Origin of the sequence: Mucilaginibacter sp. Bleaf8 (assembly GCF_018390515.1) — a bacterium.
Taxonomy (GTDB): Bacteria; Bacteroidota; Bacteroidia; order Sphingobacteriales; family Sphingobacteriaceae; genus Mucilaginibacter.
In genome coordinates this window covers 767,027-793,277 of the sequence record NZ_JAHBBK010000002.1, presented here as the reverse complement: position 1 = coordinate 793,277, position 26,251 = coordinate 767,027, and the positions used below count along the sequence as shown (strand labels likewise).

Genomic DNA, 26,251 nt, shown 5'->3' with positions numbered 1-26,251 from the left:
GCCACAAACGTTTAATAGCATCTTATATAATTTGATGAATAAGTTTTTTCTTTGTTTGTTGCTTACAGCCTGCAGTATAACAGCATTTGCTCAAAAGTTTTCCCAATACAACACGGGAACGTTATACGAATCTTTTGAAAACCCGTCGCAAGCGGTTTTTAAACAAGATACTACACGCACTATTGCATTTAACTTTTTTGTACCCAACGTTAATACCTTCGTATATCTGAAAGGGAATGCCCAAACCACGCTCAAATCCCGACTTTTTTTAAGCGGATATGACACTCAAAATTTGCAGATAGGGCAAACACAACCCAACCACATTTTAGCAAACGCTAATATTTATCTTTTTATGTTCAAGTTTTTGAGTAACCAGAACGGCGATCAGGAACTGGGAGCATCGATGCAGATTAAGGGCAATGGCCGTGGTAATTTCACAGACGAAACATTTGCACTTTTTAACGGCTCTGAAGCATTTGAAACAGATAGACCTTATAACAATATATTCAATAGCAACGGCTATTATGAGAGCTATATGCAACTAAGCTTAACCTATCGTGAAAAGGTAACCAAAGACCTATCCTTAGGCTTTAAATTAAGCGGACTTATGGGCATTGCATACGATAGGATCAGCGTGAATGAATCCAGTATACAATTCGACCCGTCGGGTAACAATGCGGACTGGTATATGCGGGGAAGTTATTCCAGCTCGTACGAACTGGGACAGTTTAACCGGCGTCTTATTTCCAATGCATATAAAAACCCCGGAGCTGCAATAAGTATCGGCGCTAACTACACTGCGCCGGGTAATATTCAAATTCAAGCTAACCTTAAAGATTTTGGATTTATACACTGGAGCAACCAGTTCAGAACATACCGGTTTGGTACCTTTGGAAACAGTACGCTGCTTACCGGCCTCCTAACTAATAGCAGAGAGAGTAATGTATTTACCGGCTTAGCCAACCTGGTTCAGGAAATGCCTGAGCAGCATGCCCGCACACTCCCTATTGAAGGCCGTGCAGAGTTGGCCGTGAGCCGAAAGTTTGCCGGCGAAAAGTTAAGTTATACACCCACTGCTATCATTTCAAAAAATGTGTACCATCCTGGTGCTACAGCGGCATTGGTAAATCATATACAGTTTGGCCCGATGGTATTAACCGCTACCGGCGCTATGGATAATTATGTTACCAGCATTGGCGGACAACTGATGTATCAGGCACCAAATGTTGAGTTTTATATAGGTAGCGAGCAGCTAACCCAAACTGGTAACCTATACCGGTCTAACAATGGGAACGCAGCAGCCGTTGAAAAAAACATGCCTTACTCGGGCGGAAGTATATTTGTAGGATTTTCGGTTAAGTTTGGTAAGCGTTTTGAAAGATGGCGCAACAGCAGCTATACCCCTACCGGCGGTGGTTCCGGCCCGTTAGGGCGCTTATGGACAAAAATGTTTGCTAATTAAACTAACTCTCGCGAACCCAGAATTACTGCGCAGCTTTTTTGCCGGCTATAAAGTCTTTCAGGTAAAAGGGTTCAAAATAAGCTACATCTTCAAACTCCGCATTAGCAAATTTTTCAGATGCTCTCTTGGTAAGATATTGTGCCGAATTGATAAAGTCGGCGGCAAAGCGGGCGTTGGTATTACCTTCAAATGTTGAGCGGCATTTATCGGCACCATCACCAAAAAACAGAATTGGCTGCTGTTGTAGCAGGTCGTTAAAACTGTTGGCGTCTATAATTTCGGCTGACGTAGGCCGGATGCGATTAGCCTGATGGTCGAAAATCGCGGTATAAACCTCCATACGGCGCGCGTCTATCATGGGGCATAACAACACATTACTATCAGTTGGATTGGCCAACATTCCATCAGCCATAGCCTGTAAAGTTTCTACAGCGATCAAAGGCTTGTCCATCGCAAAGCATAACCCTTTGGCTGTTGATACACCAATACGCAAACCTGTATATGACCCTGGCCCACTACTTACAGCTACGGCATCCAGTTCAGCATAGCTTTTACCGGCAGCGGCCATTACTTCTTCAATAAAAACGGTAATTACCTCTGCATGTATATTACGCTCATTGCGTTCTTTCAATGCCAGTATTTTACCATCTTGTGCTAAAGCAACAGAACAAGCGGTGGTAGCAGTTTCTATCTGTAAAATAAGTGCCATATCTTTTTAAGGTACAGGATCGGGGCCATGCCCGCCCCAAGGGTGGCACCGGCCAATGCGTTTTAAGGTTAACCAGCCTCCTTTAAAAGGCCCATGTTTTTTTATAGCCTCAATACCGTAGCGCGAACAGGTAGGCGTAAACCGGCACGAAGCGCCCAGTATAGGTGATAACACGATTTGATAAACGCGTATCAGCGCGATGAAAACCGCGGCAATGGCAGCCTTAAGCCGTTGTAACAACATCTGCATTTACTAACTCGTTAAGCTGCTGCAAAAGTTTCTGCATTTTTTTTTCCATAAACTTATAATCGGTAATTTCTTTACCAACATAGCCTACCGATAAAATGATTTGCTTTTGCTGCTGTTGCAAATATTGATACAGGCACTCCTGCTTATGCAAACGATAAGCCTCGCGTATACGCCGTTTAACCAGATTACGGTCAACCGCATGCTTGTAGCGCTTTTTGGCTACTGCAAACAATACCTGTACGGGTACATTTTGAGGCAAAACAGCCGGCTGCCAGGATACGCGAAACGGATAACACAAAAAGGAAGACCCGCTACGAAAAAGCCCTTCAATAAGCTTTTTATTACATAGCCGTTCTTCCTTTTTAAAAGTGTACATTGATTGCTTTATATTGGTAAACCGAATTAGTGATCAAACGGCTCCAATCCTCAACTTAATAATGAGGAAAGCAACCGGTATTATGCTTTGTGACGACGCTCGTCAGAAACTGATAATCTTTTTCTTCCTTTAGCTCTTCTTGCAGCTAATACTCGTCTGCCGTTAGCTGTTGACATGCGCTCACGGAAACCATGCTTGTTTCTTCTTTTACGTTGAGACGGCTGAAACGTTCTTTTCATGATTGTATGATATTATATTCTTTATTCTTAAAAAAGGGAGTGCAAATGTAGCAATTATACTTTAGTAATCAAATATAATTATTACAATTTGCCGATGTTGTTTTTTGCCTGTATTTTGCCGCTATAGCAATACCGTATGAAACGTCTGATTTTTATCTTAATAGCCTTACCGCTACTGGCATCGGCTCAAAGTTATAAAATATATAGTACGAGCAAGCAAAAACAGGTAACCATTAATCATATAATTGATGATATGGCTAAGGCTGATGTATTATTTTTTGGTGAAGAGCATAATGATTCCGTTGGCCACTCGCTCGAACTGTTGCTATTTCAGCAACTTGCCGAAAAGTACCCGCAGAAAGCAGCACTATCTTTAGAGATGTTCGAGACAGATACGCAGCCCATATTGAATGAATACCTTGGTGGCCTGATCCGCGAAAAAAATTTCGTAACCGAAGCCCGCGCATGGCCTAACTATAAGGATTACCGCCCGCTAATAGAACTGGCTAAAGAGAAGCACCTGCCGGTTATAGCGGCTAACGCACCGGCGCGTTATACTAACCGTGTTACGCGGCTTGGCTTAAGCAGTCTGCAACAGTTGGATGTGAATGCCAAAAGCTGGTTACCTCCCCTGCCTGTTGATACCGCATCAGGCGCTTATCATGAAAAGTTTGCTGCCATAATGGGTGGGCATGGCAGTATGCCGGGCATGCAATTATATCAGTCGCAATCTTTATGGGATGCTACCATGGCCTGGTCTGTTGCCCGCTTTCTGAAAACACATCCCGGTTACAAAGTATTACAGATCAATGGCGGCTTTCACAGTGAGGACAAACTGGGTGCCCCTGCACAGCTTAAAAACTATGCACCCAACACACGCATACTCAACATCGCGGCTTTTGCCACCGATAATTTTGAGCAAATTGACTGGAGCAAATACAATTCGGCCAACGACTACGTAATTGTAACCGATGGCCGCCTCATTAAGGCTGATAATTAAATATCTTTTTTAGCAGCCAAAAGGTCGCGTATTTCGGTAAGCAGCTGTTCTTCTTTGGATGGTGCAGGCGCTACAGTTGGTGCAACGGCCTCTTTCTTTTTGAACCGGTTGATCGCTTTAATGAAAAGGAACAATGCAAAAGCTACTATCACGAAAGAGATAATCTGCGACAAAAAATTCCCGTACTTGATAGCCGTACCGGGCACTACAAGCTGGCTCAAATTGCTCAGATTGGCGGCCTTTAATGCAGGTGTAAGTATAGCTGGCGTAATAATATCCTCCACCAGCGAACTAACAATTTTACCAAATGCTGCACCTATTACCACAGCTACAGCTAAATCTAAAACGTTACCTTTAATGGCAAATTCCTTAAATTCTTTAATGATCGACATAAGCGATTAGTTTACTTTCAGGCTAATCTAACGTTAAAAACATAACTGTGAAAAATTTTGTTACAGCAAACAAAAAAACACCATAATACATTTTACATTAGAGTCAATCCGCTTTACATTTTGATTAATACGGCAGATTAGTGTATTTTTGGCACAGTCTATATTTATGTTAAAACAGAATCTTCAACAAAAACTTTTACAAAAGCTTTCGCCGCAGCAAATACAATTTATTAAGCTGTTACAAGTTCCTACGGTATCGTTAGATGCACGTATAAAAGAGGAGCTGGAAGAAAACCCTGCGCTTGAAGATTTGAGTTTAACCAACATGAGCGAGCCGGAGGAGCAGTATCCTGACCGCGACCCGGATGAGGACACCTATAACGGCGATGATGACAATGGCGAGCATGACGAGTTTAATATAGACGATTACCTGCAAGACGATAACTTAAACGATTACGGCTCACGCTACGACCAGAACGGCGATGACGAGGAAGACCGTAAGGAAATGCCTATCGCTATTCAAAGTTCTTTCTTTGAAAACCTTCAGGCCCAGCTGGATCTGGTTCCGCTATCGGATAAAGACTTTCGTATCGGACAGCAAATTATCGGCAGTTTGGATGATGACGGTTATTTGCGCCGTCCTATCATGTCACTAACAGACGACCTGGCCTTTTCACAAAACGTTATGGCCGAGGATGAGGAAGTGGAGGAAATGCTGAAAGTAATTCAAAGCTTCGATCCACCCGGTGTTGGTGCACGTAGCTTGCAGGAATGTTTACTGATTCAACTGCGCCGCAAAGACGTAAACGACCCGATTATAAAGAAAGCCATTTTGGTGGTTGAAAATTACCTGGAAGAGTTTACCCGCAAGCATTACGATAAACTAGAAAAATCTTTGAACATGAATTCCAACGAGCTTCGCGCCGTTGTGAACGAGATTTTGAAGCTGAATCCGAAACCAGGTGATTCGAATGAGGTAAATACCAAGCAGCAGCAGGTTATTCCCGATTTCCATATCACTAACAATGATGGCACACTGATATTAACGCTGAATGCCAAAAACGCGCCCGAACTGCGGGTAAGCCGCTCCTACCAGGAAATGTTTGAGCATTACGATAAGGCATCGCAACGTGATAAAAAGCTGAAAGAAGCGGTACAGTTTGTAAAGCAAAAGCTCGATTCGGCTAAGTGGTTCATTGATGCTATTAAACAGCGCCAGCAAACGTTGCTTAAAACCATGAATGCCATTATGCAATATCAGTATGAGTTTTTCCTGACAGGTGATGAAAGGAACCTGCGCCCGATGATCCTGAAAGATATAGCCGACCGTATAGGTATGGATATTTCTACCGTATCGCGTGTGGCTAACTCTAAATATGTACAAACGGAGTATGGTACTTTCTTACTTAAATCTTTCTTCTCTGAAGCTATCCAGACAGAAAGCGGCGAAGAGGTATCTAACAAAGAGGTAAAAAAGATTCTGGAAGACTGCATCGGTAATGAAGACAAACGTCATCCCCTAGCTGATGAGAAGCTTACCGAGATATTAAAAGAGCGAGGTTACAACATTGCCCGCCGTACGGTAGCCAAATACCGTGAGCAAATGAATATTCCGGTAGCACGGCTACGTAAGGAACTTTAACAGGTAAAGAGAGCGGAGTGCGAAGAAGTTAACTCTTTCCACTTCGCACTCCGCTCTCCTTACATTATACCGCACTTTTAATCCTCACTTCCCGTCTCTTCGTTATAAAAATCTTCCGGGCGTGCGCCTTGTATGGCTACGCCAAGCTTTTCTACCAATTCTTCGTCTAAAGTACCATCCTGTTGTTCCCAGCATTCAATTTCTTTGCAGGTACGCACCAGTGTACATAAATGCTCATCGTTTGATACTACGATATAGGTATCATTGCATGGCACAACCAACATGCGGCTTAAATCGCCGGTATCATAAAAGTCTACCTCAATATGAAACGATTCTTCGTTTTGCTGATGGCCAAAATCCAGATCATCAAAATTTTCTTCTTGCATAGTTAATTTACAATTGGCAGATGATATGGTTTGTAAAACCTTAGTATGCCAACCAAACATATAACCGGATATTTATTTAAATTCCTTATTTTGCAGAACACCATAATATCACTTTAACCTATGGAAGCCCAAACAACACTTGTTACAGATCCGGCTGCACTTCAGCAGCACTTTGTACACCATTTAAACAGGATATATTATGGTAAAAGCTACCTGCAACAGCACTTTCCCTCTTTAATAGCGCTCTGTTCACTAAAAAAACTGAAGCAAGGCATACAGGAATTAGTTGAAGATGTAAGCAGACAGGTGGAAAGGCTACATGAAATCTATCGTTTGATAGATATGCAGCCCGCTACTGAGCAGAACATACCTATCATTGCAGTTTTCAAAGATGCTTTTGAACCTAAGGACGATGTGGTAAGCAACCCACTGCTTACCGATATAGACATTTTGCTTTATCTGCAGCTAATTGAGCATATTAACGTTACCTCCTATCGTATGCTTAAAGTGCTGGCGGCAAAACTTGGCTATAAAGAAGTGGAGCAGCTATTGCTCGAAAGCTTTGACGAAGCATCGGACGATTATAAGTTACTTTCGGTTATTGCCGATGAGTATATTAGCAAATAATGATACAATCCCCTATTAATAAAATGAATAAACTATTTGCTGCTGCCTTACTTTGTGTAAGCGCACTATCAGTAAAGGCCCAGAACCCAAGCCTGTACATGCCCCGCGATATACAAAAAGCATTCGCTAAAGGCACCCGCTCTGCCGATGGACGGCCGGGTAAAAACTACTGGCAAAACCATGCCCGGTATAATATTACGGTTACTACCATGCCGCCCGACCGTAATGTAAAAGGCACGGAGCAGATTACTTACATCAACAACAGCCCGGATACCTTGCGCAGGTTGAACATGAAACTGATCATGAACATACACCGGCCGGGCGCTGCACGTATGGGCGCCGCAAGTCCCGATTACTTAACACCGGGTATGCAGATTGATACATTTACGGTGGATGGCCGGCAAGTTAAATGGAACAACGAAGCTGCTTTGGGAACTAATCAACTGGTAAGCCTTACCAAGCCCTTACTACCGCACGATTCAGTTAAATTAAATATCAACTGGCACTACCAGCTTTCGCTGCAAAGCGGCCGCGAGGGTGTTATTGACGAAACCACCTTCTACCTGGCTTACTTTTATCCGCGTATCTCTGTTTATGATGATTACAACGGCTGGGACCGCCTTACTTTTACCGACGCACAGGAGTTTTACAACGATTTTAACGACTATACCCTACATGTTAAAGTACCTAAGAACTACATTGTATGGGCTACCGGAACGCTGCAAAACCCTACCGAGGTTTTACAGCCTACCTTTGCCAAGCGTCTGCAACAATCATTCACCAGCGATTCAACCATTCACGTAGCCACTGCTGCAGATTTGGCTAAAAAAAATATAACAGCACAAAAGGACCTGAACACCTGGACCTGGACTGCCGATAACATCAGCGATATGGCCGTTGGCATCAGCAATCATTACGTATGGGATGCGGCAAGCGTTGTTGTAGATGATGCTACAAAGCGCAGAGCAAGCATGCAGGCAGCATTCAGCGATTCTGCTGCCGATTTCCATCATTCGGTGCAGTTTGGCCGCAACTCATTAGGTTGGTTGTCGCACAACTGGCCGGGCGTACCCTACCCCTTCCCAAAGATGACGGCATTTCAGGGCTTTGCCGATATGGAATACCCTATGATGGTGAACGACAGTCGCCAGGACGATTTGCACTTTGCCCAGTTTGTGCAGGATCATGAAATTGCCCATACCTATTTCCCTTTTTACATGGGTATAAATGAAACACGCTACGCTTTTATGGACGAAGGCTGGGCTACCACCTTTGAGCTGCTGATTGGCACCGCAGAAGTGGGCAAAGAGAAGGCAGAAGAACTATACAAAATGTTCCGTGTAAACCGTTGGATCAACGATCCATCCACGACCGAAGACTTACCCGTTATTACCCCAACGAGCGAACTCAGCAGCGGATACGGCAATAATGCCTATGGCAAACCATCGCTGAGCTATCTGGCGCTGAAAGATATGCTGGGTGACGTGCTATTTAAAAAATGCCTGCATGAGTATATGAACCGCTGGCATGGCAAACACCCTATTCCATGGGATTATTTTAACTCCATGAGCAGTGCATCCGGCCAAAACCTTAACTGGTTTTTTAACAACTGGTTTTTCAGTAACTATTATATCGACCTTGCTTTGAACCTGAATAAGGCCGCGGGCGGCTATACAGCTCAGGTGAAAAATATAGGAGGCTTTGCGGTGCCTTTTGATATAAAACTTACCTATACCGATGGCAGCACACAAACACTGCATCAAACACCCGCTGTTTGGGCCGCAAATCAGCGACAAGCATCGGTAAGTATCAAAACAGGCAAAACCATTAAATCGGCCGTGATAGATGGCGGTATTTTTATGGATGCCAACGTAAAAGACAATAGTTGGATAGCGAAGTAAAAGGACGGCAATTCATTCTATAAAAAGAAAGCCCTGCTTAATTAAGCAGGGCTTTCTTTTTAATATGTATAGTATAACTGTTTATGCTTATGCATTTTGAACTGAAGAGTTCACATCATTAGCAGTGCTTTTAACACTTGCTTTAGCACTGTCAACAGCGTCAGATGCTGCAGCTTCTGCTTCGTTTTTGTAATCGCTAACTGCACCTACAACGCCATTTAATTTAGTTTTTGCTCTGTCAACTAAAGTATTGCCATATTCTTTGATGTCATCGGCAGTAATTTGCGCTTTGTCTTTAGTTTTTTCAAGCAAATCGTTTACGTAATCGGCAATGTCTTCTCTCAGTTCAGAGCCGCTTTCTGGTGCTAATAATAATCCTACAGCTGCACCGGCAGCAGCGCCCACCAACAGGGCTGCAATAATTTTAGTTTGATCTTTCATGTTTAATCCTTTTTAGTAGATGATTCTATTGCTTAACAGTTTATGATGTGTTAGTGTTTTACGAAAATTTGCAAAAATCTTCACAACTGCCTTTATTGCTTACGCTTTTTATCCTGATTAACGCCATTTTTCACATTATCTGCTTTCCGGCCTGGGCCGGATATCATTTTGCCTACCTTAAGAATAATATTATGATCGGCTTTTTTGCCGTTTTGGTACATCCCCATCATAGCCGATGACATACCATCAGCCATACCCTTCCATAAAAACCCAAAGAAAGAATCATGTGGATCGCGAACTACGTTGATAGGCCCTTTCTTAAAGTTGCCGTTTTTGCGCGGATTATCATTTGGTGTTACCATATTGGTTACGAATGACAGGAAGCCCCGGCGTTTTAAAGTATCTGTATCATCATCCCTTTTTAATAGTGACACCTTTACGCCGGTGTAATACATATCAGTGTTACCGGTTGCCCGGTATTCGTTTACACGCATAAAAGTTTCGGAATGATTGATACGGCCTTCTTTAACTTCCATCATACCCAACGGACGCGAAAGCTCATTAAATGCACGGGCATCCATTGAGCCTATAGTGGAAGATACGGTGTAACCGCCCGCCTTATCAGTCAAATTAAAAACATAACGTGTTTTCATTAAGCCGGCATTCATCAGCAACGTTTTGCTAACAACTGTAAGGTATGGATTACGCTTTTTTTGGAGCGTGTTGTTGGTGATATTATACAATGTAGTTTTAGAATCGGTTAAAGCCAGTGTAGCTACTTTATCCGATTTGCCGGCGAGTATTTTGAAGTACACATCACCGTGTAATATATCCATTTGCTTGATGGTGATATCAAATGCCAGTGTTTGTAATTGCCTATGAAAATAAGTATTACGCCGTAGTTCCTTTTTGAGCGGGTAGTTGTAATTGGTGTACACTTCCACCCACGAATTGGCCACGGTATAGTTGCTTACATATATCTGCTGCTTACGCATAAAACGTTCAATATCAATTCCAGAAAGTGAAATTTTATCATACTCTAAATGGATCCTGTCGCGTGCAAAGCCATAGGTTTTGTGAAACGTCGCCTTGCTTTGCCGTGGCAATAATGACATATGAGCCATGCTTAACTGATGCTTGGCGGGTAACAACTTTATATTTTTACAATCCAGATAATAGGTACTATCGGGCGTAGCCAGCCTGAATTTAGCCACACCGACATCAGTCCAGCTTTTACCACTATCAGCTTCAGCAGCCGGACTTGTGGTAAAGTCAGTAATGTCTATATTCAAGTTATGCAGGCGATCATATTTTTCGACTGCTTCATTTCTGTTTACATAAACAATATCGGCATTTTTGACGGATGTATGCTGCACATGCATACGCTTAAAAAAGCTCATGAACGTTTTATACAACAGCGACTCCTTATCTTGATTGGCCTGACTACCCTCCTGCCGCTTATTGCTGATCCAAACTTTTGGGCGAACAACTACCGCCCGCTCAATGCCAAAGCGATTGCCCTCGGGTGTATCCATAAAGCCAAACTTATTCAGCCTTACATCGGCAGCGCTCATGCGCATCAGATTATCTGGTGCTTTATGGGCAGCAACCAGCCGGTTGTAAACAGCAGAGTCGGGTATCAATTTAAAATCGGAGATGATTGCGTAGCCCGAGTCAACGTTCAAATCAAATTTAGAAAAGGTGATATGATAAAGGCTGTCGCTGGCGGCAATTACCATGTCTTTAAGCTTATTCTCTATCAACGGTTTTAATACAGACCCTTTGCCATTGCCCTTATTGGGTTTAGATAGATCACGCTTGATGAAATACCACCCACCTGCTAAAACAACGCCAATTACTGCAATTACAATCAGCACCCTGCTTAATATCTTTGTACCCTTATTTTGCTCTGCCATACCTATTTTACGTAAAGCTGTTTTAAGGGAACTAATTGTAAGTAAAATATATAGTACGGCTAATATGTGCTTTACCTAAACATAATTTAACTTATAGTAAATTGTTTAGATAAAAGGAAACTTTTGATTGCTAAGTAGTTGTGCTTACGATCAAGCGACTGTTGAATGCACAGGTAAAGAGAAGTAAAAAACAGAGCCGGTACCGGGATGGCTTTCCACCCAGGTATTTCCGTTGTGCCTTTTAATGATTTCGGCAGCTACGTACAGGCCAATTCCAAAGCCCGAAAAAGTTTGCTCATTACGCCCCTCAACGCGGTAAAAGCGGTTAAATATCTTATTCTGCTCTTCGGCGCTGATGCCTATACCATAATCTTTTACGGCAATGATGGCTTCATTTTGCTTGCAGGTAACGTTAACATCTACCCTATCAGCCTCGGGTGAGTATTTAATGGCATTCGTAAGAAAATTTATCAGCACCTGTGCAATGCGGTCGCGGTCGGCCAGTACGGTAATGGTGTCCGAACAGGCTGTGTAAACAATATCATGATGCGCGGCCGTATGCTGTACTTCCTCTATAGTTTCTTTCAGCACATCGTTCAAAACAAACGGTTCACTGTTCAGGCTTAAACGGCCGCTTTCCATTTTAGAAACATCCAGCAAATCGGATATCAGACGGGTAAGCTTGTTGATTTGTTTATTAACCGTGGTGAGTGATTTTTTAAGAAACTCATCGTCGGCATCTTTATAAATCGAAAGCAACAGCTGTACATAAGCTTTGATAGATGTAATGGGCGTTTTCAGTTCATGGCTGGCCATACCAATAAAGTCGTTCTTTACCTGCTCATGCTCTTTCATTTCGGTAATATCCATACCCGAGCCTATGTAGCCAACTAAAGTACCATCATTAGCCAGCCGGGGTACGCCTTTCATACCGATCCAGCGATAGTTGCCGTCATTGCGCAGCATACGGTACTCGAGGTAAAATTCACGTTGACGATCAAACGCCCGACGGTATTGCTCCACCACCATCTCAACGTCCGACTTATGAATCAAGTCACTTTGCATAAGGCCCTTATCAGACAACAAGCTCGACTCGTCTGCAAATTGGGTCCAGCTTTTATTTAAGAATGTCGTCTTCTTGTTAGGTCCGGACATCCAGATGAGTACAGGTGCCGAATCGGCAATAGTTCTGAAGCGTTGCTCGCTATCCAGTAGTATCTGTTCCCACTTCTTACGTTCGGTAATATCCATGCAAGAACCCACATAGCCCGCGAATTCACCATCGGGCAGGTAGCGCGGCTTGCCGGTAGCGGCCACCCATTGTATTTTACCATCGCCCCGCAATATCCTGAAATCAACATGGTATTGCCACTTGCGGGTTACTTCACGTATATAGCTGCTGATAACACGCTCCCTGTCTTCGTGCGCTACAAAGTCAACCCAGCCACGCCCCAGCAGGGCTTCTTTGGGATGCCCTGTCCAATCGGCCCAGGTTTGGTTTACAAAGGTTATATTACCATGTTTATCCACCATCCAAAGCGCCGTTGCCGCAGCATCAGTAATATCTTTGAAAAGCAGTTGCTGCTCGGCCAGTTGTTTGCGTGCCTGTACCCGGGCAGTTACATCCATACCAAATATCATTACACCATCAATCACCCCTTCCTGATTGCGGTATGGTGAGTAAACAAAATCAAAAAAAGCTTCTGCTGTTTTACCGGTATGATGCCAATCGGCACGGGCAGGATATTCATAGCCATATTCTGCATTGCCGGTATCAAATACCCGTTCTACAATTTCGAAAAATCCCTGCCCATCTAATTCAGGCCATGCTTGGCGCATTGGCTTATTTAACACATCACGATTACCCCAAACTTTACTGAATAGCTCATTAAATAGCTCACATACGCCTTCCCGCCGTCGTAAAATGGCTATGAGGCCTGGTGCCTGCATAAAAAGGTGCCGGTACTGGCTATCGGCATCATGAAGACTTGCGTCCGGTTGGCCGGTGGGGTTTTCTGGCATAAAAGAGATGTTATAAACTAATCTCTAAATTATTATAGAGAATAGCAAACATTCACCGTAATAATTCACAACCAAGAGAACTATAATTAAATAAAAATCAGGCATTTTGGCCTGATTTATCACTATATTAGACAATAAAGACCGTGCGTTATGATTAAACAAATTCCTGTTCTTGCTTTTCTTTTATCAGTTTCGATGAGCGCATTTAGCCAAAAAGTAGTTCCAGCTAAAGAAGCAGCTAATCACAAGAATGAAACCGTTATGATTACCGATACCGTTGCAGGTGGCAAATACCTGGCCGGGTCAAATATTACGCTTTTAGATGTTGGAGCCCCGCATCCCAAAGAAGTTTTAACGTTACTGATTAAAGGTGACGATCGCAAAAAGTTTACGACAGCGCCCGAGGCATTATATAAAGGTAAAAAGGTAACCATTACCGGTACCGTAATTGATTATAAAGGCAAACCGGAAATTATTATTACCGAGCCGGAGCAAATCAAAATTGTAGAATAAGCTACAAAAGCTGATGATCGTACATGATCAGAAATATCCAAACCGCCAGGAACAGCAAGGCTGTTACAACAGGCGATATGCGCTGCATAACCCTATCCATGATATTGCCATGAAGTAAGGGAAAATTAAGTTCCTGTTCATGGTTGCTATTGGCATTTTTGTAATTACGTGTCAGCTTATTCATTTGAATAATGCTGGTAATAATATCAAACAAGGTAACTAAGGTTGTTGCAAATCCGAGGAAAGGAATTGCCATAGCCAGCATCAGTTCTTTGCCAGCCAAGAATGGCGTTGGGGCCTTCATGATTGTGCAAACAGAGTAAACACCAAACATAAACGCCTGACTGTTATTGAGCCAGATAAGCCGCAAGCCGATAGACATATCGTAATGCTCGATCTGCATCCGGCTTACACTGTATAGTTCTGAAACGGGTTTATTTTCGGTCGGCATGCTGCTGATTGCTTTGTTATACAACACTACTTTACAGATAATAGTTTTCTTTTTTCAGAGCTTAAAGCTCTGCTTTTATCTAACATATTAGTACTGACAAAACAGCCGTTTGGCATAGTTATTAAGCTTAAATAGCAACCAAGAGCTTCTAAATTATGCCGGATTTTAAACCCAATAAGATATTATATACACCAGATGCGCTAAACCCAAATGGCCTGCGTATTGCAGACCAGTACCCGGATGCCGGCCGTACGCCAATAAAACAGCATAACCGCTTACCGGAAGTTGACCTGCCGCATTACAAGGCCAAGTCGGACCTACTGGTGCTGGGCCGTTTAAAATCCAAGGAGATTAAATACAGCGGCCGAAGCTCTGATTTTATTGCGCCCAGTTTAGCCAATGGTTGTTTTGGCGGTTGTGCCTACTGTTATGTTGACCGGCACAAGAAACTGAACCCAATAACTGTGTTTACCAATACAGACGAAATTATGGCCGCGGTTGATAAGCACGTGATGGCCTTACCCTGGCCACGAACGCCGAACCAGACGGATCCGATATACTATACTTATGACATTGGTTGCAATTCGGATATTGCGGTTGACTACGCAATATCTCCGGGCATACATGATGTGTTTCAGTTCTATAAAGATCATGAACGAGCCAAAGCAACTTTTGCTACCAAGTTTATAAACTCCGAAATGCTGGAGTTTGATCCCGCACGCAAAATCAGGATCCGTTTCAGCTTAATGCCTGCAGAAATCAGCCGGCTGGTTGATGTACGTACCGATAGTATAGAAAAGCGCCTGCAAGCGATCAATGATTTTTACGCGGCTGGTTACGAGGTGCATGTCAACTTCTCGCCGGTAATTGTTTATGATCGTGTGCGTGGTATTGAACGGGATTGGGAGGAAGATTATCGCGAGCTTTTTCAACAGTTAAACGCAGCTGTAAGCCCAGAAGTAAAGAAACAAATGCAATGTGAAGTAATATTTTTGACACACAACGAGTGGCAGCACGTAGCTAACCTTCAAATCAATCCCAAGGCCGAGGAGTTACTGTGGCTGCCGGCCATACAAGAAACTAAGCGCAGCAGTTATGGAGGTATTAATATCAGGTACCAGCATCAGCTTAAGGCGCAGATGATCAATACGTTCATCAACTTGCTTACAGAAGAAATTCCTTGGTGCGGTATCAGGTATATTTTTTAATTTTCTTTACCATCAGTACCGATGGTGATTTCAGATTCTTTGACAATTTCGCGTATCTTACTATCCAGTTCATGAACGGTAGATTGCAGCATTTCAAAATAATCCGTTATCTTAAAATTATCCAGTCTGATCACTTCAATCAGTCCCATAAGTGAGGCCACTGGTCTTCGTAGCTCGTGTGATTGAATGATGGCTATACGCTGCAACGCCGCATTTTGCAATGCAATATACTCCTCATTAAGCTTTTGCAGGGTAATGTCGGCCGAATTGAAAGCTACGCCTATTTTGTTACCCAGGTTATCAATTACCGGTGTAAATGACACCTCGAACCAGCCGGCTGTTACTTGCCCCGGGCGCACCAGCCATACGGCCTTAACAGGCTCGCCACTCAAAGCGATGTTAAAGTATTGATTAAACCGCTCGTGCATCCGTATATCAACGATATTTAACAGGTAATCACCTATCCGCAACGAATGGGCATAGTTGGTTTGAATATAATTGGCGGCTTCTTTATTAAATGCCAGAACCTGCTTATGACGGCTCAGTAAAAAATGCAAGTCTTTAGAGCTATCGAAAACCGCTCTTAATTTCAGCTCAGAATCTTCTATCCTTCTTTTTTGCTGCTCGGTATGTTCCTGCTGGTTGGCCAGCGTTTGCAGGCTCCAATTTAGCTCAATGAGATTAAGCACCTGTTTACCCAGCACCTTAAGCGTATTTTTCTGCTGATCGTCCAGTTCGCGGGTTTGTACGTCCAATATACACAGCGTACCTATAGCATAACCATCATAGGTAATGAGCGGCACTCCCGCGTAAAAACGGATATTGGGCGAGTTAATAACAATGGGTAACGATGCGGTGCGCTGGTCCAGTGTAACATCAGGTATGATCAGTAAATCATCCTGCATAATGGTAAACTGGCAAAAAGAATGCTCGCGCTGATTGCAATCCATATCGCCCGTCCCTACACTGGCTTTAAACCATTGCATATTGGCATCAATGAGGCTTACCAGCGCTACAGGTACATTGCAAACCTGCGCCACCAGCTTTACCAGGTCATCCAGATCTTTGTGAATACCGGCGTCCAGCTGTTTAAATCTGTCAACCGCATCCAGACGATCCAATTCGTTACGCATAAAATGTACTTAAATCAATAATTGTTATACTAAAACCAGGGCTGTTTTGTGGTTTTAAATATAAGCTTAATATTTAATTTAAAAATCAAAAATATTACAAGAATATGCGCAATTATTGGCTCAGGCTAACGAATGCAAAGCAGCGAGCACAACGAATTATTAATGCTTATCTATTTCCTGACCAAGATGCTGTAATTGTTCAGCATTTAAAAGCAAGGCCGCATGGGCATGTGGTTCGTAGATCCAAACGCTGTGTTCATTTTTAAAAAAGCAGCCGCACAATTCGTCGCAATAAAACAAATCGTAACTATTGCTCTCGCTGCGGGGTTTAACCATAATCACCATTGGGTGATCTTTCATCGGGATATCAATTTCAAATGTATTTTCCATAATATAGTTATCTCATTAACCTTACAAACCCGCACTTGGTTCTTGTACTTAATATGTTTTTATTTCTTAAACGCTGGCAATTGGGTTAAACGACTGATCTTCAGCCCAAACCTCAACACTTAACTTATCCCCTATTTGCAGGGGACCGCTGCCCTGATATACCAGATTTTGCCCAAAGTATATCTTATTGTTACGCTTTCGGTAAGTAGCTAAGGTTTTCAGTGGCTCGGTACCGGTTGCTGCGTTATCCTGATTTACACCGATCATTACACAGCGGGCGCAAAGTTTAACGCCTTGAAAGCGGATGCTGTTGATAGTAAACTCTTTCAGCCTGTCTTCCATATAAGCGTCGCCTCCGGTAAAAACAATATTTGGCCTGAACCGGTTCATTGGTAACTTTTCGGTAAGGCGGCTGTTCAAATCATCTAACGATTCCTGACTCACTATGAGAATAGGATATGCATCCGAAAATGAAGTAACTTGCCCTGGTGCTGCATACCTTAAATCCACCTGCCTATGCGTATCATCGGGCATATAAACCAAACGACAGTCGATCCCTGTACACGCAGTAAACCACTCGTCGGCATCAGCGCTTGCAAACTGCGCTGTACAAACATCATCCCATATGTGTACCTGTGCATATTCACTGGTTTGCGGCTGGAATGGAATAATGAATCGCTGCTTATTTTGTTGGTGATGTACTTCAATACCATCTGGTAACAAGGCCAACTTAAAATGCGCCAGTTGCGGTACGCTGCGCTGCGATAAAAATTTGTTATCTGCATCCACCAGCATCCAGCGCCTGTCATGCTCAAGCCCCCGGCTGGTTACCCAGGCTTGGTTTACGGCTATGCCACCTAAAGATTTTACTGGATAAATGAAAAGCTGACTGATGTTAAGCATAAGAAGGAACTATTAACTCAACAAATATAAATGCCACCAATTAAAATATAAAACTGCGATTACGTTTCAATTAAATATAAGGTCATCTTTACCCCAATACCACAAAATAACTTATGCTTACCACATGTTTTTAAAAATAGATTACTTAACCAATGGTACACTCAGGCAACAACAAGCTTATCAAACACTCAGCACCTATAAAATTCTTGAAGGGCTTAGCTATTACTCCCCTATTTTAACGGGTACAATCCCGTTAAATATTGATATAGAGAGCAGCGATCTGGACATTATTTGTTGCTACGATGATGCAGAACAATTCATGCAAACACTAAGGCAACTCTTTTCAGGTTATTCTTCTTTTAAAACAGAACAAACTACAATTAACGGAGAAAATACAGTAACTGCCATTTTGTACTGGATAGTTTTGAGATTGAAGTATTTGGGCAACAGTTGCCCTCGCAGCAGCAAAGCGCATACAGGCATTTACTTATTGAACATTACCTGTTACAGCTTCACGGCGAATCTTTACGAAAACAAGTTATCAGCCTGAAGAATCAGGGTTACAAAACGGAACCAGCATTTGCCATGGCTTTGAATTTAGAGGGCGACCCTTACCTGGCCTTACTCCAACTTGCTGATGAACTGTTGAAGCCCAAAGCTTAAAACACGAAAGCCTGATCTCTATGATCAGGCTTTCGTGTTTTATATATAAAAATTTTTACCTGTCTAACAGGCCACTTTTATCGGCTAAAAACTTACGGGTAATCATGTTGTCCATTTCCTCGAAGTGCATGCGGGTCAGCTTATTGAGCGACGCGTTCTTTGCACCTGTCCTGAACATCGCCTGCAGGTTTCGTAATTCACTTTTAAGGATGGTGTTCAGATCGGTAATGGTAAAATGATAGGTATTGCCCATAAAGATGTTACTCATCTCGTTAGGTAAAAACGCCTGCTGCGTTAAGCGGTAAATGTACAGCTTTTGCAGGGTACGACGGTATACATCCACGTTGCCTTTGGCATACAACTCGGTGAAAATACCATGGTTCATGTCACTAAACAGCTCATTAACGCTGTAGGCTTTTTGCTTGTGGTTAATCTGGTCGGTGTACATGTGGCTTAACCGAGTGCGTGTAATAACACCGTTGATGACCATTTCCTGTAACTGACTTAGCTCTAACGGAAAACTTACGGCAAGCTTCGATTCCAGATCAGATGTATTTAACCACATCGGCGTTTTAAACACTTGTTCGTTCAGGAAAGCTACAGCTTGTTTTTGGTGCTGGTAAGGCACCAGTTCATAAACCGGCTTGTTTTCGCTATTTACCCTCACGGTATGGTAAGTACCACCAATGTTTTTAATAACGTGGCCGATGTACAACGATAATTGATCCCAAAGGCCGGTATAACCAGTCAGGATTCTTTCCTGCCCATCATCAGGTTTGCTTAGCCATTTACCCAGTTGCGGCGCTATGCGTTTCAGGTTTTTGATACCGTACTGGCTGGCCAGTACCGAGTTATTACCCAAATCCTCGTTTTGCGAACGCGGATCGAATTGTTCCATTTCAGAGCCAAACCATAAACGGTTATTACGACGGATTGAATCGGTAACCATTTTCACCAAAGCTTTTTGCTCTTCTTCAGCCGATTTAAATTCAGGATGCCATTTGTAGCCCCAGATAACTGCCCATTTATCGTAATCATTAATACGTGGGAACAAACCAGCTTCCGAGATATGATCTTCGGGCTGCGCTACATAGTTAAAGCGGGCATAATCCATAATGGATGGTGTATGACCATGCGCCTCTACCCAAGCTTTATCACGTAGTTTCTCAACCGGAACTGTTGAGCTGGAACCGAAGTTGTGCAGCAGGCCCAGGGTATGCCCAACCTCGTGCGATGACACGAAACGGATCAGGCTTCCCATTAATTCATCATCAAACTCCGGCTTGCGGGCACGTGCATCAACAGCGCCGGTTTGCAGCATGTACCAGCGTTGCAGTACCGACATTACATTGTGATACCAAAAAATATGGCTTTCAATAATTTCGCCGCTTCGCGGGTCGGATATACTTGGGCCCATTGCGTTTGCTATAGCAGATGGGCGGTATATAATGGCCGAATGGTTGGCATCATCAATACTCCAGGTACTATCCTGTTCCTTGGTTGGAGCCTCCTTGGCCATTACGGCATTTTTAAAACCGGCTGCTTCGAAAGCTTTTTGCCAATCGTTTACACCCTGCATCAGGTAAGGCACCCATTTTTTGGGTGTAACCGGGTCAATATAAAACACAATCGGCTTTTCGGGCTCTACGAGTTCGCCGCGTTTGTATTTTTCTACATCCTCGGGCTTAGGGTTAAGTCGCCAGCGCTTTACATAAACGGTAGTACCTACCCCTTGCGGATTTACGTCAAAATCGCGGAATGAAGTGGTAAAGTACCCCACACGCTCATCGGCCAGCCGCGGGCGCATTGGTTTAAGCGGCAGTAACACCAGTGAGGCATTGAGCTCTACGGTATAGCTGCTGTTGGTTGGGTTCATGCCGGCACTGTAGGTTTTTACCGCATGTATTTCCACATTAGTGGGGTAAGTATGGATGTAGTCGATATAACTTTTATCGTTTTGCTGGCCGCCCATACCAGCCCTGTCTTTAAATACTTTTTTCTGGAAGTAAATCACATCGTTATCGCTGTTCAAAAACTCGGTGGCATCCACTACCATAGCCGTTGAATCGGGCTTGTAAGCTATTACCGGAAACGAGCTTACAATTGTGCTAACGTTGTTTTTTACCACGCTTGCAAACATGGTGGAGGTACTATCCTTTGCATATTCGCCGAAAGATATTCGGCGAATAAACAGTTTATTGTCCGGCCCTTTTTCGAAGTTATAGATCGATTCACCTATTTGATCGCCAGCATAGCCCTGGCTTCCGTTCCGCATATCAGACGATGCTTTAGAAACACGGCTTACTGCCAGTATATCGCGCAGCAAAATATTTTTAGGCACTTCGAAATAGTACTTTTCTCCCACCTTATGCACAGTAAAGAAGCCGCGCTGTGTTTTAGCATCCTTTGTGATTACAGAAGCATAAGGTTTTAAGCCCGATGCTTTCTTCAAACTATCGGCCCGGCGCTGAGCCGGATCAACCACCGCAGCATGCGGTGGTTGTGTTTTCTTTTTGTGCAGTAACGAACAGGCTGGTGCCAGCGCTACCATGCCCATAGAAAGGTTCAAGAGAAATCTCTTTTTGTTCAGAATCATTGTAGTGTATTATCTGGGGTTTTGTTTTATTTCCGGATTTTGAATTATGTACTTATCGGCTATCGGGAAAACGTAACGGTTATCGCCGGGTTTCAGCGTATAGGTCTGGCCCTTGAAGGTGCGGGTAACAGTGCCGATTAAGCCTTCGTCTTTTGCTAGGCGCCGCTGATCGAACCAGCGGAAACCACGGCCAATAAATTCCCGGCTACGTTCATCAATCACGGTGCGTAGCGCATCGTTAGCAGTAGCGGCAGTCAGGTCATAATAATCAGCTTGGGTGAAGCGCTTTTTGCGCAGTAAGTTTACTTGGCTTAAAGCGGCAGTTACATTTCCTGCACGTGCTTCGCATTCAGCTTTAATCAGCATCATCTCAGGTACGTTAGGGCCAATGTAAATACCGTCAGATATTATATTCTGCCGGTTATAACCTCTGCCGGTAAAGTTTGAATATGAAATTTTGGTACCGTCAGTGGTATAAATAGCATACCGCAGGTCTTTCTGGTCATACAAGCTCAGTACCTTTGCCGTAAGTGGTATCGAGCTAGCAAATTGAGAAGCTTTTTTGAAAAATATTTCCTCGGGGTTACGCAGCTTTAACGGCATAGTATTCGGCGCGGCGATGTAAGCGTTTAAATCAAGCAGCGTATTTTGCAAGCTAAGCGCCAGATCTGCATACCGCTCAGCATCGGCAAAATGTCGCATCTGTAAATGCGTGCGGGCCAGCAACGCATAAGCAGCCACCTTTGATGGATTTGTATTAAAATCCGGAAGGTCGGTTAAATCGGGCAGGGCCTGGTTCAAATCAGCTAAAATCTGGTCATAAACTTTTTGCACGCTGGCACGGGTCAAATCGGCAAACAGGTAGGTTGTTACCAGTAGCGGCACGCCGGGGTCGGTAGCTGCCGTGGCGGCATCATACTGCTTAGCATATATGTTTACCAACGTATAGTAGGCAAAGGCCCGGTGCACCAGCGCCGATGCTAATGCACTTCGCTTCTGCAAATCTGTACCCTCCTCACTACCCATTACACCGGTTACAACTGTATTGCATATATAAATTTGCTTATAAAGTGACGACCAATCGTTATCTTCCTGAGTGCTGGTGAAAAAACTTTCTGACCACGTGTATACATTGGCATTGGTAAGAAATAAGTTGTTTTGCCAGGTAGCCTGATCTGAGCCAACTTCATCAGCCGCATATATCGGGTAAAAATAACCCGGCTCAATGTTAGTTGTAGAATAGAGCAGCGACTGATAATCGGACGTGCGTTTTAACACCCGCTCCTGCTGCGACGGAATTTCCACATATTTTCGGCAGGCCGATGCCAGCAGCACCAGGCAACCTGCCAGTATAATTTTTACTTTATGCATTACAGTTTGCGAATTAAAGTGAGATATTCATATTGAAAAGAAAAGTGCGCGAAGGCGGCAGGTTATTGAAAGAGTTGGTCATTTGATAATCGGGATCAACACCTTCTTTGTTGGATACCCACAACAGGCCCAAGTTAGTGGCCGTAACACCGAAATTTACCCCCTTCACAAATGATAATGCCCTCAAAGCCGAAGCAGGCAGCGCGTAATTAAGTGTAAGCTGCTGCAAACGTATATTGCCGGCATTGCGTATATTAATGTCCGACCCGCTATACCAATCGATACTATTGAAATTTATACCAGACAGACCAGGCACGTTAGTTATGGCCTCATCGCCCGGATTGCGCCAACGCTGGGCTAACACCTGGCTGTTACTGATATAGCCAGAAAAACTACCGCCGCTTGGATAGGTGGACTGGTCTATTTGCCGCAGCCTGAACTTATGCCCCAGTGCATAACTGGCCCTTGCTATTAAGCTCAGGTTACGGTATCTTACGGTATTCGTCCAGCCACCAAAGTAAGGCGGTGTGCTTCGGCCCATGTAAACCAAGTCTTCAGGTTTTACCTGTGGAAAGCTTTGCGAAGTTAAAATAGTACCGTTAGCCGAATAAATTTGTGATTGACCCGTAGCATCCAAACCTGCCCAGCGGTAAGCTAACACATTATCAACCGGGTATCCCTTAACCAAAATGGATGTAAATGGAGAACTATTGGTGTTTACAAAACGACTTTCTGTGATTTCATTCTTATTATAAGCCCCGTTGAATGCGGAGATAAAGCCCCAGTTTTTGCCGCGAACAATTTGACCGCTAATACTAAGCTCCGCTCCCCTACCTTTCATGCTTCCGCCGTTGAATGTTAAGATATTCCAGCCATAAGTTGAATTATAGGGCAGGTTTACCAGTAAACCGGTTGTCTTTTTCTGATAGACATCCAAACTAATGGTTAAGCGGCTGTTAAACAGGTCAGCATCCAAACCTTCGTTAATAGTACGGGTAGTTTCCCAGCCTAATTCCGTATTGCCCGGCGTTCCGATTGTAGCAGTAGGCAATAATGTGTAAGAATCAAACAACCCGGTGTTTATAACAGTGTATGGGCGACCCTGTGTTGGGATGTTACCACCAGTACCCAACGTAGTTCTAATATTCAGGCTGCCTATCCAACCTACTTTTTCCAGGAAAGATTCGCGCTTAATATTCCAGCGTAAACCAGCCGAATACAAAGGTACGGCCCTGTTACGGCGGTCAACACCCTGCATTGTGTAATCATCTAACCTAACGCTACCACTTACAAAGTACTTGTCGCGGTAAGCATAAGAGGCGTTGTTGTAATAAGATAAATAGCGTTTGGTATCATTAAACACTTTACCGTCGCTAAAGCCCAGTGTTGTAGAATAACCGAATATAGTACGATAAGGCGTGGTTGGATTTACCACTGCGCCTAAGCCTAACTCTTCATCATAGCCATAAAGTGTTTGTGTACTACCGTTAAACTTAATTTGGCGTATTTCGGTACCGGCTATTGCATCAAAGTGATGGTCGCCGATGGTTTTGTCAACATTGAACTGGCCGCGCATAGCATATTCATCGCTACCGGTACTGCTGGTTTTGTAAACGCCGCCTACAGGTACGCCATAAATAGCAGTACGGCCGGAAAAGGTGGTTCCGATATTGATCAGGTTGCGGGAATCATAACTGTTTTTGTTTTGCAAAAACGTTTGCTTTCCGATTAGCTTTTGCAACTGGCCCGATAAAGTTAAGTTTAACCACGAGGTAATGGTTCCTTTAATGGCCGTATTGATGCGGATATTGTTTTTGTTTAAAACAGTGTTGTTGTAGTTCAGCTCATCAAGCGGGTTGTAGGTCCAGGGCATGTAGCCTATGCGCTGCAAACTGTCAGACACGCGCTGCGTAAATGCAATAGGTTTGCTAATGCCATTGCCATTCTGGTCAACCAGCATTTCGTAGGGCCGGTAACCAAATGCGCCAAAGCCCAGTGATTGCAGGGATGTATTATTCACCTGGCTTTTTGAATAAGTGTAATTGATACCGGTAGCTACCGAAATACGCTTGTTCAGAAAATCATTGTTGAGGTTTGAGGTAAGCGAGTAAGTTTCACCATAGTTACTTTTAAATACCGGCACATCCTTGCTATAATTGGCAGCAATGTAATAGGTGTTATTTTCGCCACCGCCTGATAATGATAAGTTGTGCTGCTGGGTAGTAGCCCGTTGAAGCAGGTATTTGCGCAACTGACTCTGATTAGAGCGGCCAGCTAATGTATTAAGGGCCGAATCGCGCTGGGCCGCAGTGGCTGTTCTGCGGTTTACCCTAAACATCCACTCCTGAGCCTCGCTGATAGGCCCGTAACGATAGCTGCCAATCGGGTCGGTTAGGAAACCTTTATCAAACATCTCCTGCTCCAGGTCAATATACTCACGGCTGCTCATAGAGGTGAGGTTTGATAAACTGGCCGGTGATGACACGCTGAAAGTGGTGTTGTAGTTGATACTTGCGTTGCCCTTTCTGCCACGCTTAGTGGTGATTACAATCACACCGTTAGCCGCTTTAGCGCCCCAAATGGCAGATGCAGCAGCGTCTTTCAAGAAAGTGATGCTCTCAATATCATTCGGGTTAATAGTACTCAGCACCGCATTACCTGATGTAGCCGGCTGGTTCAGATTATTGGGATTGCCATCAATAGTACGGGTGGTAACGGTAGTTAGGTTTTGGTTGATAGCCGGAAAGCCATCTATAACGATAAGTGGCGGCGTATTGCCATTTAAACCATTAGCGCTGCGAATTTGTATGGTATTGTTGCGCACATCAAAATATACACCGGGAACTTTAGCGGCTGTGCGTTCCATCAAGTTTAAAGTGGGCGTTCTTTCAATTTCCTTTGCGTCAATAACAGAATACGCTCCGGTTGCACTGCTCTTTTTAAGTTGCTGGTAACCGGTTGATATCACCACCTCATCCAACTTTTGCATACCCAGCGTCAGCTTTACAATCATGCTTTCAAGCGCGGTAGCTTCTTGCGTATTGTAACCTACGTAAGAGAAAACCAATACCCCATTATCCGGAACGTCGGCAAAGGTGAATGTACCGTTTTCATTAGTAAAAACACGCCGGCTGCTACCTTTCAAAGTTACAGTGGCATTGGGTATAGGCTTTCCACTTTCGGCATCCAATACCTTACCCACAATGGTTACATTCATAAACAGGCTGGTTACTTTTTCAACCAGGCTCTTTTCTTTTTTCTTTACCACCACTGTGTGGTTTACTATGGCATAAGTTAAGGCCTGTGGACTAAGCACCTCGTTTAAAACGTCTTCAAGCGCTTCATTTCTGAAATTAGCTTCAAACTTTAGCTTGTCATTAACCTTGGCATCCTGCCAAAAAACATTGTACCCGGTTTGTTTTCTAATTTCAGAAAACAATTGCCTTAATGAAGCGTTATGCTGTACATACGTGACCTTTTGAGCTAATCCGCGGGCGCTAACCTGGATTAAAAAGGCGGTCATTAAAAAAACAGTGAGTTTCACGATACGAAAAACTGATTTGTTATTGCAGGCGGAATGCCCAGATCCGATCAGATCCTGAAATTTCATTACATTTGTTGTTAGTGATTTAGTTGAATGTGTGAATACGTCTCGGCTAAA

23 protein-coding genes and 1 pseudogene are annotated in these 26,251 nt (G+C 43.6%); 8 read left to right on the top strand and 16 right to left on the bottom strand.

Annotated elements, in window-relative coordinates; all coding sequences use genetic code 11:
• The first annotated feature begins 34 nt into the window (after positions 1-34).
• Positions 35-1,462, top strand: a complete 1,428-nt coding sequence (locus KHS38_RS12355; RefSeq protein ID WP_213488852.1) for a DUF5723 family protein — start codon at positions 35-37, stop codon at positions 1,460-1,462.
• A 22-nt stretch (positions 1,463-1,484) separates the two neighbouring features.
• Here the strand turns inward: KHS38_RS12355 and tsaB are convergent, their stop codons facing one another.
• The 4 genes from tsaB to rpmH all read right to left on the bottom strand — a co-directional run bounded on the left by tsaB (position 1,485) and on the right by rpmH (position 3,035).
• Entirely contained in the window at positions 1,485-2,171 is a 687-nt protein-coding gene (gene tsaB, locus KHS38_RS12350) for a tRNA (adenosine(37)-N6)-threonylcarbamoyltransferase complex dimerization subunit type 1 TsaB (RefSeq protein WP_213488851.1), read from the bottom strand.
• Positions 2,172-2,177: 6 nt separating this feature from the next.
• A complete protein-coding gene (yidD, locus tag KHS38_RS12345; protein ID WP_213488850.1) occupies positions 2,178-2,420 on the bottom strand; it encodes a membrane protein insertion efficiency factor YidD in 243 nt (80 codons plus the stop codon).
• Entirely contained in the window at positions 2,395-2,796 is a 402-nt protein-coding gene (rnpA, locus tag KHS38_RS12340) for a ribonuclease P protein component (protein WP_213488849.1), read from the bottom strand. The genes yidD and rnpA overlap by 26 nt, the downstream gene beginning before the upstream one ends.
• Positions 2,797-2,876: 80 nt before the next feature.
• On the bottom strand, positions 2,877-3,035 hold the full coding sequence (rpmH, locus tag KHS38_RS12335; protein ID WP_118193172.1) for a 50S ribosomal protein L34: 159 nt from the start codon (positions 3,033-3,035) through the stop codon (positions 2,877-2,879).
• Between the two features lie 136 nt (positions 3,036-3,171).
• Here rpmH and KHS38_RS12330 point away from each other — a divergent pair, with 136 nt between their 5' ends.
• A complete protein-coding gene (locus tag KHS38_RS12330; protein WP_213488848.1) occupies positions 3,172-4,035 on the top strand; it encodes a ChaN family lipoprotein in 864 nt (287 codons plus the stop codon).
• Here the strand turns inward: KHS38_RS12330 and mscL are convergent.
• Positions 4,032-4,427, bottom strand: coding sequence for a large-conductance mechanosensitive channel protein MscL (gene mscL, locus KHS38_RS12325; RefSeq protein ID WP_213488847.1), 396 nt, complete (start codon positions 4,425-4,427; stop codon positions 4,032-4,034). The genes KHS38_RS12330 and mscL overlap by 4 nt on opposite strands.
• 166 nt (positions 4,428-4,593) lie before the next feature.
• Between mscL and rpoN the strand changes: the two genes are divergently transcribed.
• On the top strand, positions 4,594-6,069 hold the full coding sequence (gene rpoN, locus KHS38_RS12320; protein ID WP_213488846.1) for an RNA polymerase factor sigma-54: 1,476 nt from the start codon (positions 4,594-4,596) through the stop codon (positions 6,067-6,069).
• 77 nt (positions 6,070-6,146) lie between these two features.
• Here rpoN and KHS38_RS12315 read toward each other — a convergent pair whose 3' ends face one another.
• Positions 6,147-6,455 (bottom strand): hypothetical protein, encoded by a 309-nt coding sequence (locus KHS38_RS12315; protein ID WP_213488845.1) that lies wholly within the window; start codon positions 6,453-6,455, stop codon positions 6,147-6,149.
• A 120-nt stretch (positions 6,456-6,575) separates the two neighbouring features.
• Between KHS38_RS12315 and KHS38_RS12310 the strand changes: the two genes are divergently transcribed.
• Positions 6,576-7,082, top strand: a complete 507-nt coding sequence (locus tag KHS38_RS12310; protein WP_213488844.1) for a DUF892 family protein — start codon at positions 6,576-6,578, stop codon at positions 7,080-7,082.
• Positions 7,083-7,105: 23 nt separating this feature from the next.
• Positions 7,106-8,983 carry a M1 family metallopeptidase gene (locus KHS38_RS12305; RefSeq protein ID WP_213488843.1) on the top strand — a complete coding sequence of 626 codons (1,878 nt, stop codon included), beginning with the start codon at positions 7,106-7,108 and terminating at the stop codon, positions 8,981-8,983.
• 87 nt (positions 8,984-9,070) lie between these two features.
• Here the strand turns inward: KHS38_RS12305 and KHS38_RS12300 are convergent, their stop codons facing one another.
• The 3 genes from KHS38_RS12300 to KHS38_RS12290 form a co-directional block, all read right to left on the bottom strand.
• Complete coding sequence (locus tag KHS38_RS12300; protein WP_213488842.1) at positions 9,071-9,424, bottom strand: YtxH domain-containing protein; 354 nt, start codon at positions 9,422-9,424, stop codon at positions 9,071-9,073.
• A 92-nt stretch (positions 9,425-9,516) separates the two neighbouring features.
• Complete coding sequence (locus KHS38_RS12295) at positions 9,517-11,340, bottom strand: hypothetical protein (RefSeq protein WP_213488841.1); 1,824 nt, start codon at positions 11,338-11,340, stop codon at positions 9,517-9,519.
• Positions 11,341-11,490: 150 nt separating this feature from the next.
• On the bottom strand, positions 11,491-13,362 hold the full coding sequence (locus KHS38_RS12290) for a PAS domain-containing sensor histidine kinase (protein ID WP_213488840.1): 1,872 nt from the start codon (positions 13,360-13,362) through the stop codon (positions 11,491-11,493).
• A gap of 195 nt (positions 13,363-13,557) precedes the next feature.
• Here KHS38_RS12290 and KHS38_RS12285 point away from each other — a divergent pair, with 195 nt between their 5' ends.
• Positions 13,558-13,875, top strand: coding sequence for a hypothetical protein (locus KHS38_RS12285; RefSeq protein WP_213488839.1), 318 nt, complete (start codon positions 13,558-13,560; stop codon positions 13,873-13,875).
• A gap of 1 nt (position 13,876) precedes the next feature.
• Here the strand turns inward: KHS38_RS12285 and KHS38_RS12280 are convergent, their stop codons facing one another.
• On the bottom strand, positions 13,877-14,326 hold the full coding sequence (locus KHS38_RS12280; protein WP_213488838.1) for a hypothetical protein: 450 nt from the start codon (positions 14,324-14,326) through the stop codon (positions 13,877-13,879).
• A gap of 155 nt (positions 14,327-14,481) precedes the next feature.
• Here KHS38_RS12280 and KHS38_RS12275 point away from each other — a divergent pair, with 155 nt between their 5' ends.
• A complete protein-coding gene (locus KHS38_RS12275) occupies positions 14,482-15,534 on the top strand; it encodes a spore photoproduct lyase family protein (protein ID WP_213488837.1) in 1,053 nt (350 codons plus the stop codon).
• Here the strand turns inward: KHS38_RS12275 and KHS38_RS12270 are convergent.
• The 3 genes from KHS38_RS12270 to KHS38_RS12260 form a co-directional block, all read right to left on the bottom strand.
• On the bottom strand, positions 15,531-16,667 hold the full coding sequence (locus KHS38_RS12270) for a GAF domain-containing protein (protein WP_213488836.1): 1,137 nt from the start codon (positions 16,665-16,667) through the stop codon (positions 15,531-15,533). The genes KHS38_RS12275 and KHS38_RS12270 overlap by 4 nt on opposite strands.
• 159 nt (positions 16,668-16,826) lie before the next feature.
• Positions 16,827-17,057 carry a hypothetical protein gene (locus tag KHS38_RS12265; protein ID WP_213488835.1) on the bottom strand — a complete coding sequence of 77 codons (231 nt, stop codon included), beginning with the start codon at positions 17,055-17,057 and terminating at the stop codon, positions 16,827-16,829.
• 66 nt (positions 17,058-17,123) lie between these two features.
• Positions 17,124-17,960 (bottom strand): MOSC domain-containing protein, encoded by an 837-nt coding sequence (locus tag KHS38_RS12260; RefSeq protein ID WP_213488834.1) that lies wholly within the window; start codon positions 17,958-17,960, stop codon positions 17,124-17,126.
• Between the two features lie 124 nt (positions 17,961-18,084).
• Here KHS38_RS12260 and KHS38_RS12255 point away from each other — a divergent pair.
• Positions 18,085-18,623 (top strand): annotated as a pseudogene (locus KHS38_RS12255) (DUF4269 domain-containing protein).
• A 55-nt stretch (positions 18,624-18,678) separates the two neighbouring features.
• Here the strand turns inward: KHS38_RS12255 and KHS38_RS12250 are convergent.
• The 3 genes from KHS38_RS12250 to KHS38_RS12240 are packed head-to-tail and all read right to left on the bottom strand — an operon-like array spanning position 18,679 to position 26,113.
• Entirely contained in the window at positions 18,679-21,219 is a 2,541-nt protein-coding gene (locus KHS38_RS12250; RefSeq protein WP_213488833.1) for a zinc-dependent metalloprotease, read from the bottom strand.
• A 9-nt stretch (positions 21,220-21,228) separates the two neighbouring features.
• A complete protein-coding gene (locus KHS38_RS12245; protein ID WP_213488832.1) occupies positions 21,229-22,590 on the bottom strand; it encodes a RagB/SusD family nutrient uptake outer membrane protein in 1,362 nt (453 codons plus the stop codon).
• A 13-nt stretch (positions 22,591-22,603) separates the two neighbouring features.
• Positions 22,604-26,113: a SusC/RagA family TonB-linked outer membrane protein gene (locus KHS38_RS12240; protein WP_249665380.1), complete on the bottom strand. Its 3,510-nt coding sequence runs from the start codon at positions 26,111-26,113 to the stop codon at positions 22,604-22,606.
• Positions 26,114-26,251 lie beyond the last annotated feature (138 nt).

What these genes read in the sequence shown, in the direction of transcription:
- KHS38_RS12270 (WP_213488836.1), bottom strand. Translation starts at nt 16,667, where the DNA reads ATGCGTAACGAATTGGATCGTCTGGATGCGGTTGACAGATTTAAACAG.
- KHS38_RS12355 (WP_213488852.1), top strand. Translation starts at nt 35, where the DNA reads ATGAATAAGTTTTTTCTTTGTTTGTTGCTTACAGCCTGCAGTATAACA.
- KHS38_RS12265 (WP_213488835.1), bottom strand. Translation starts at nt 17,057, where the DNA reads ATGGAAAATACATTTGAAATTGATATCCCGATGAAAGATCACCCAATG.
- yidD (WP_213488850.1), bottom strand. Translation starts at nt 2,420, where the DNA reads ATGCAGATGTTGTTACAACGGCTTAAGGCTGCCATTGCCGCGGTTTTC.
- KHS38_RS12260 (WP_213488834.1), bottom strand. Translation starts at nt 17,960, where the DNA reads ATGCTTAACATCAGTCAGCTTTTCATTTATCCAGTAAAATCTTTAGGT.
- rnpA (WP_213488849.1), bottom strand. Translation starts at nt 2,796, where the DNA reads ATGTACACTTTTAAAAAGGAAGAACGGCTATGTAATAAAAAGCTTATT.
- KHS38_RS12300 (WP_213488842.1), bottom strand. Translation starts at nt 9,424, where the DNA reads ATGAAAGATCAAACTAAAATTATTGCAGCCCTGTTGGTGGGCGCTGCT.
- KHS38_RS12315 (WP_213488845.1), bottom strand. Translation starts at nt 6,455, where the DNA reads ATGCAAGAAGAAAATTTTGATGATCTGGATTTTGGCCATCAGCAAAAC.
- KHS38_RS12240 (WP_249665380.1), bottom strand. Translation starts at nt 26,113, where the DNA reads ATGACCGCCTTTTTAATCCAGGTTAGCGCCCGCGGATTAGCTCAAAAG.
- KHS38_RS12245 (WP_213488832.1), bottom strand. Translation starts at nt 22,590, where the DNA reads ATGCATAAAGTAAAAATTATACTGGCAGGTTGCCTGGTGCTGCTGGCA.
- KHS38_RS12310 (WP_213488844.1), top strand. Translation starts at nt 6,576, where the DNA reads ATGGAAGCCCAAACAACACTTGTTACAGATCCGGCTGCACTTCAGCAG.
- KHS38_RS12250 (WP_213488833.1), bottom strand. Translation starts at nt 21,219, where the DNA reads ATGATTCTGAACAAAAAGAGATTTCTCTTGAACCTTTCTATGGGCATG.
- KHS38_RS12330 (WP_213488848.1), top strand. Translation starts at nt 3,172, where the DNA reads ATGAAACGTCTGATTTTTATCTTAATAGCCTTACCGCTACTGGCATCG.
- rpmH (WP_118193172.1), bottom strand. Translation starts at nt 3,035, where the DNA reads ATGAAAAGAACGTTTCAGCCGTCTCAACGTAAAAGAAGAAACAAGCAT.
- KHS38_RS12290 (WP_213488840.1), bottom strand. Translation starts at nt 13,362, where the DNA reads ATGCCAGAAAACCCCACCGGCCAACCGGACGCAAGTCTTCATGATGCC.
- tsaB (WP_213488851.1), bottom strand. Translation starts at nt 2,171, where the DNA reads ATGGCACTTATTTTACAGATAGAAACTGCTACCACCGCTTGTTCTGTT.
- KHS38_RS12305 (WP_213488843.1), top strand. Translation starts at nt 7,106, where the DNA reads ATGAATAAACTATTTGCTGCTGCCTTACTTTGTGTAAGCGCACTATCA.
- KHS38_RS12285 (WP_213488839.1), top strand. Translation starts at nt 13,558, where the DNA reads ATGAGCGCATTTAGCCAAAAAGTAGTTCCAGCTAAAGAAGCAGCTAAT.
- KHS38_RS12275 (WP_213488837.1), top strand. Translation starts at nt 14,482, where the DNA reads ATGCCGGATTTTAAACCCAATAAGATATTATATACACCAGATGCGCTA.
- KHS38_RS12295 (WP_213488841.1), bottom strand. Translation starts at nt 11,340, where the DNA reads ATGGCAGAGCAAAATAAGGGTACAAAGATATTAAGCAGGGTGCTGATT.
- KHS38_RS12280 (WP_213488838.1), bottom strand. Translation starts at nt 14,326, where the DNA reads ATGCCGACCGAAAATAAACCCGTTTCAGAACTATACAGTGTAAGCCGG.
- mscL (WP_213488847.1), bottom strand. Translation starts at nt 4,427, where the DNA reads ATGTCGATCATTAAAGAATTTAAGGAATTTGCCATTAAAGGTAACGTT.
- rpoN (WP_213488846.1), top strand. Translation starts at nt 4,594, where the DNA reads ATGTTAAAACAGAATCTTCAACAAAAACTTTTACAAAAGCTTTCGCCG.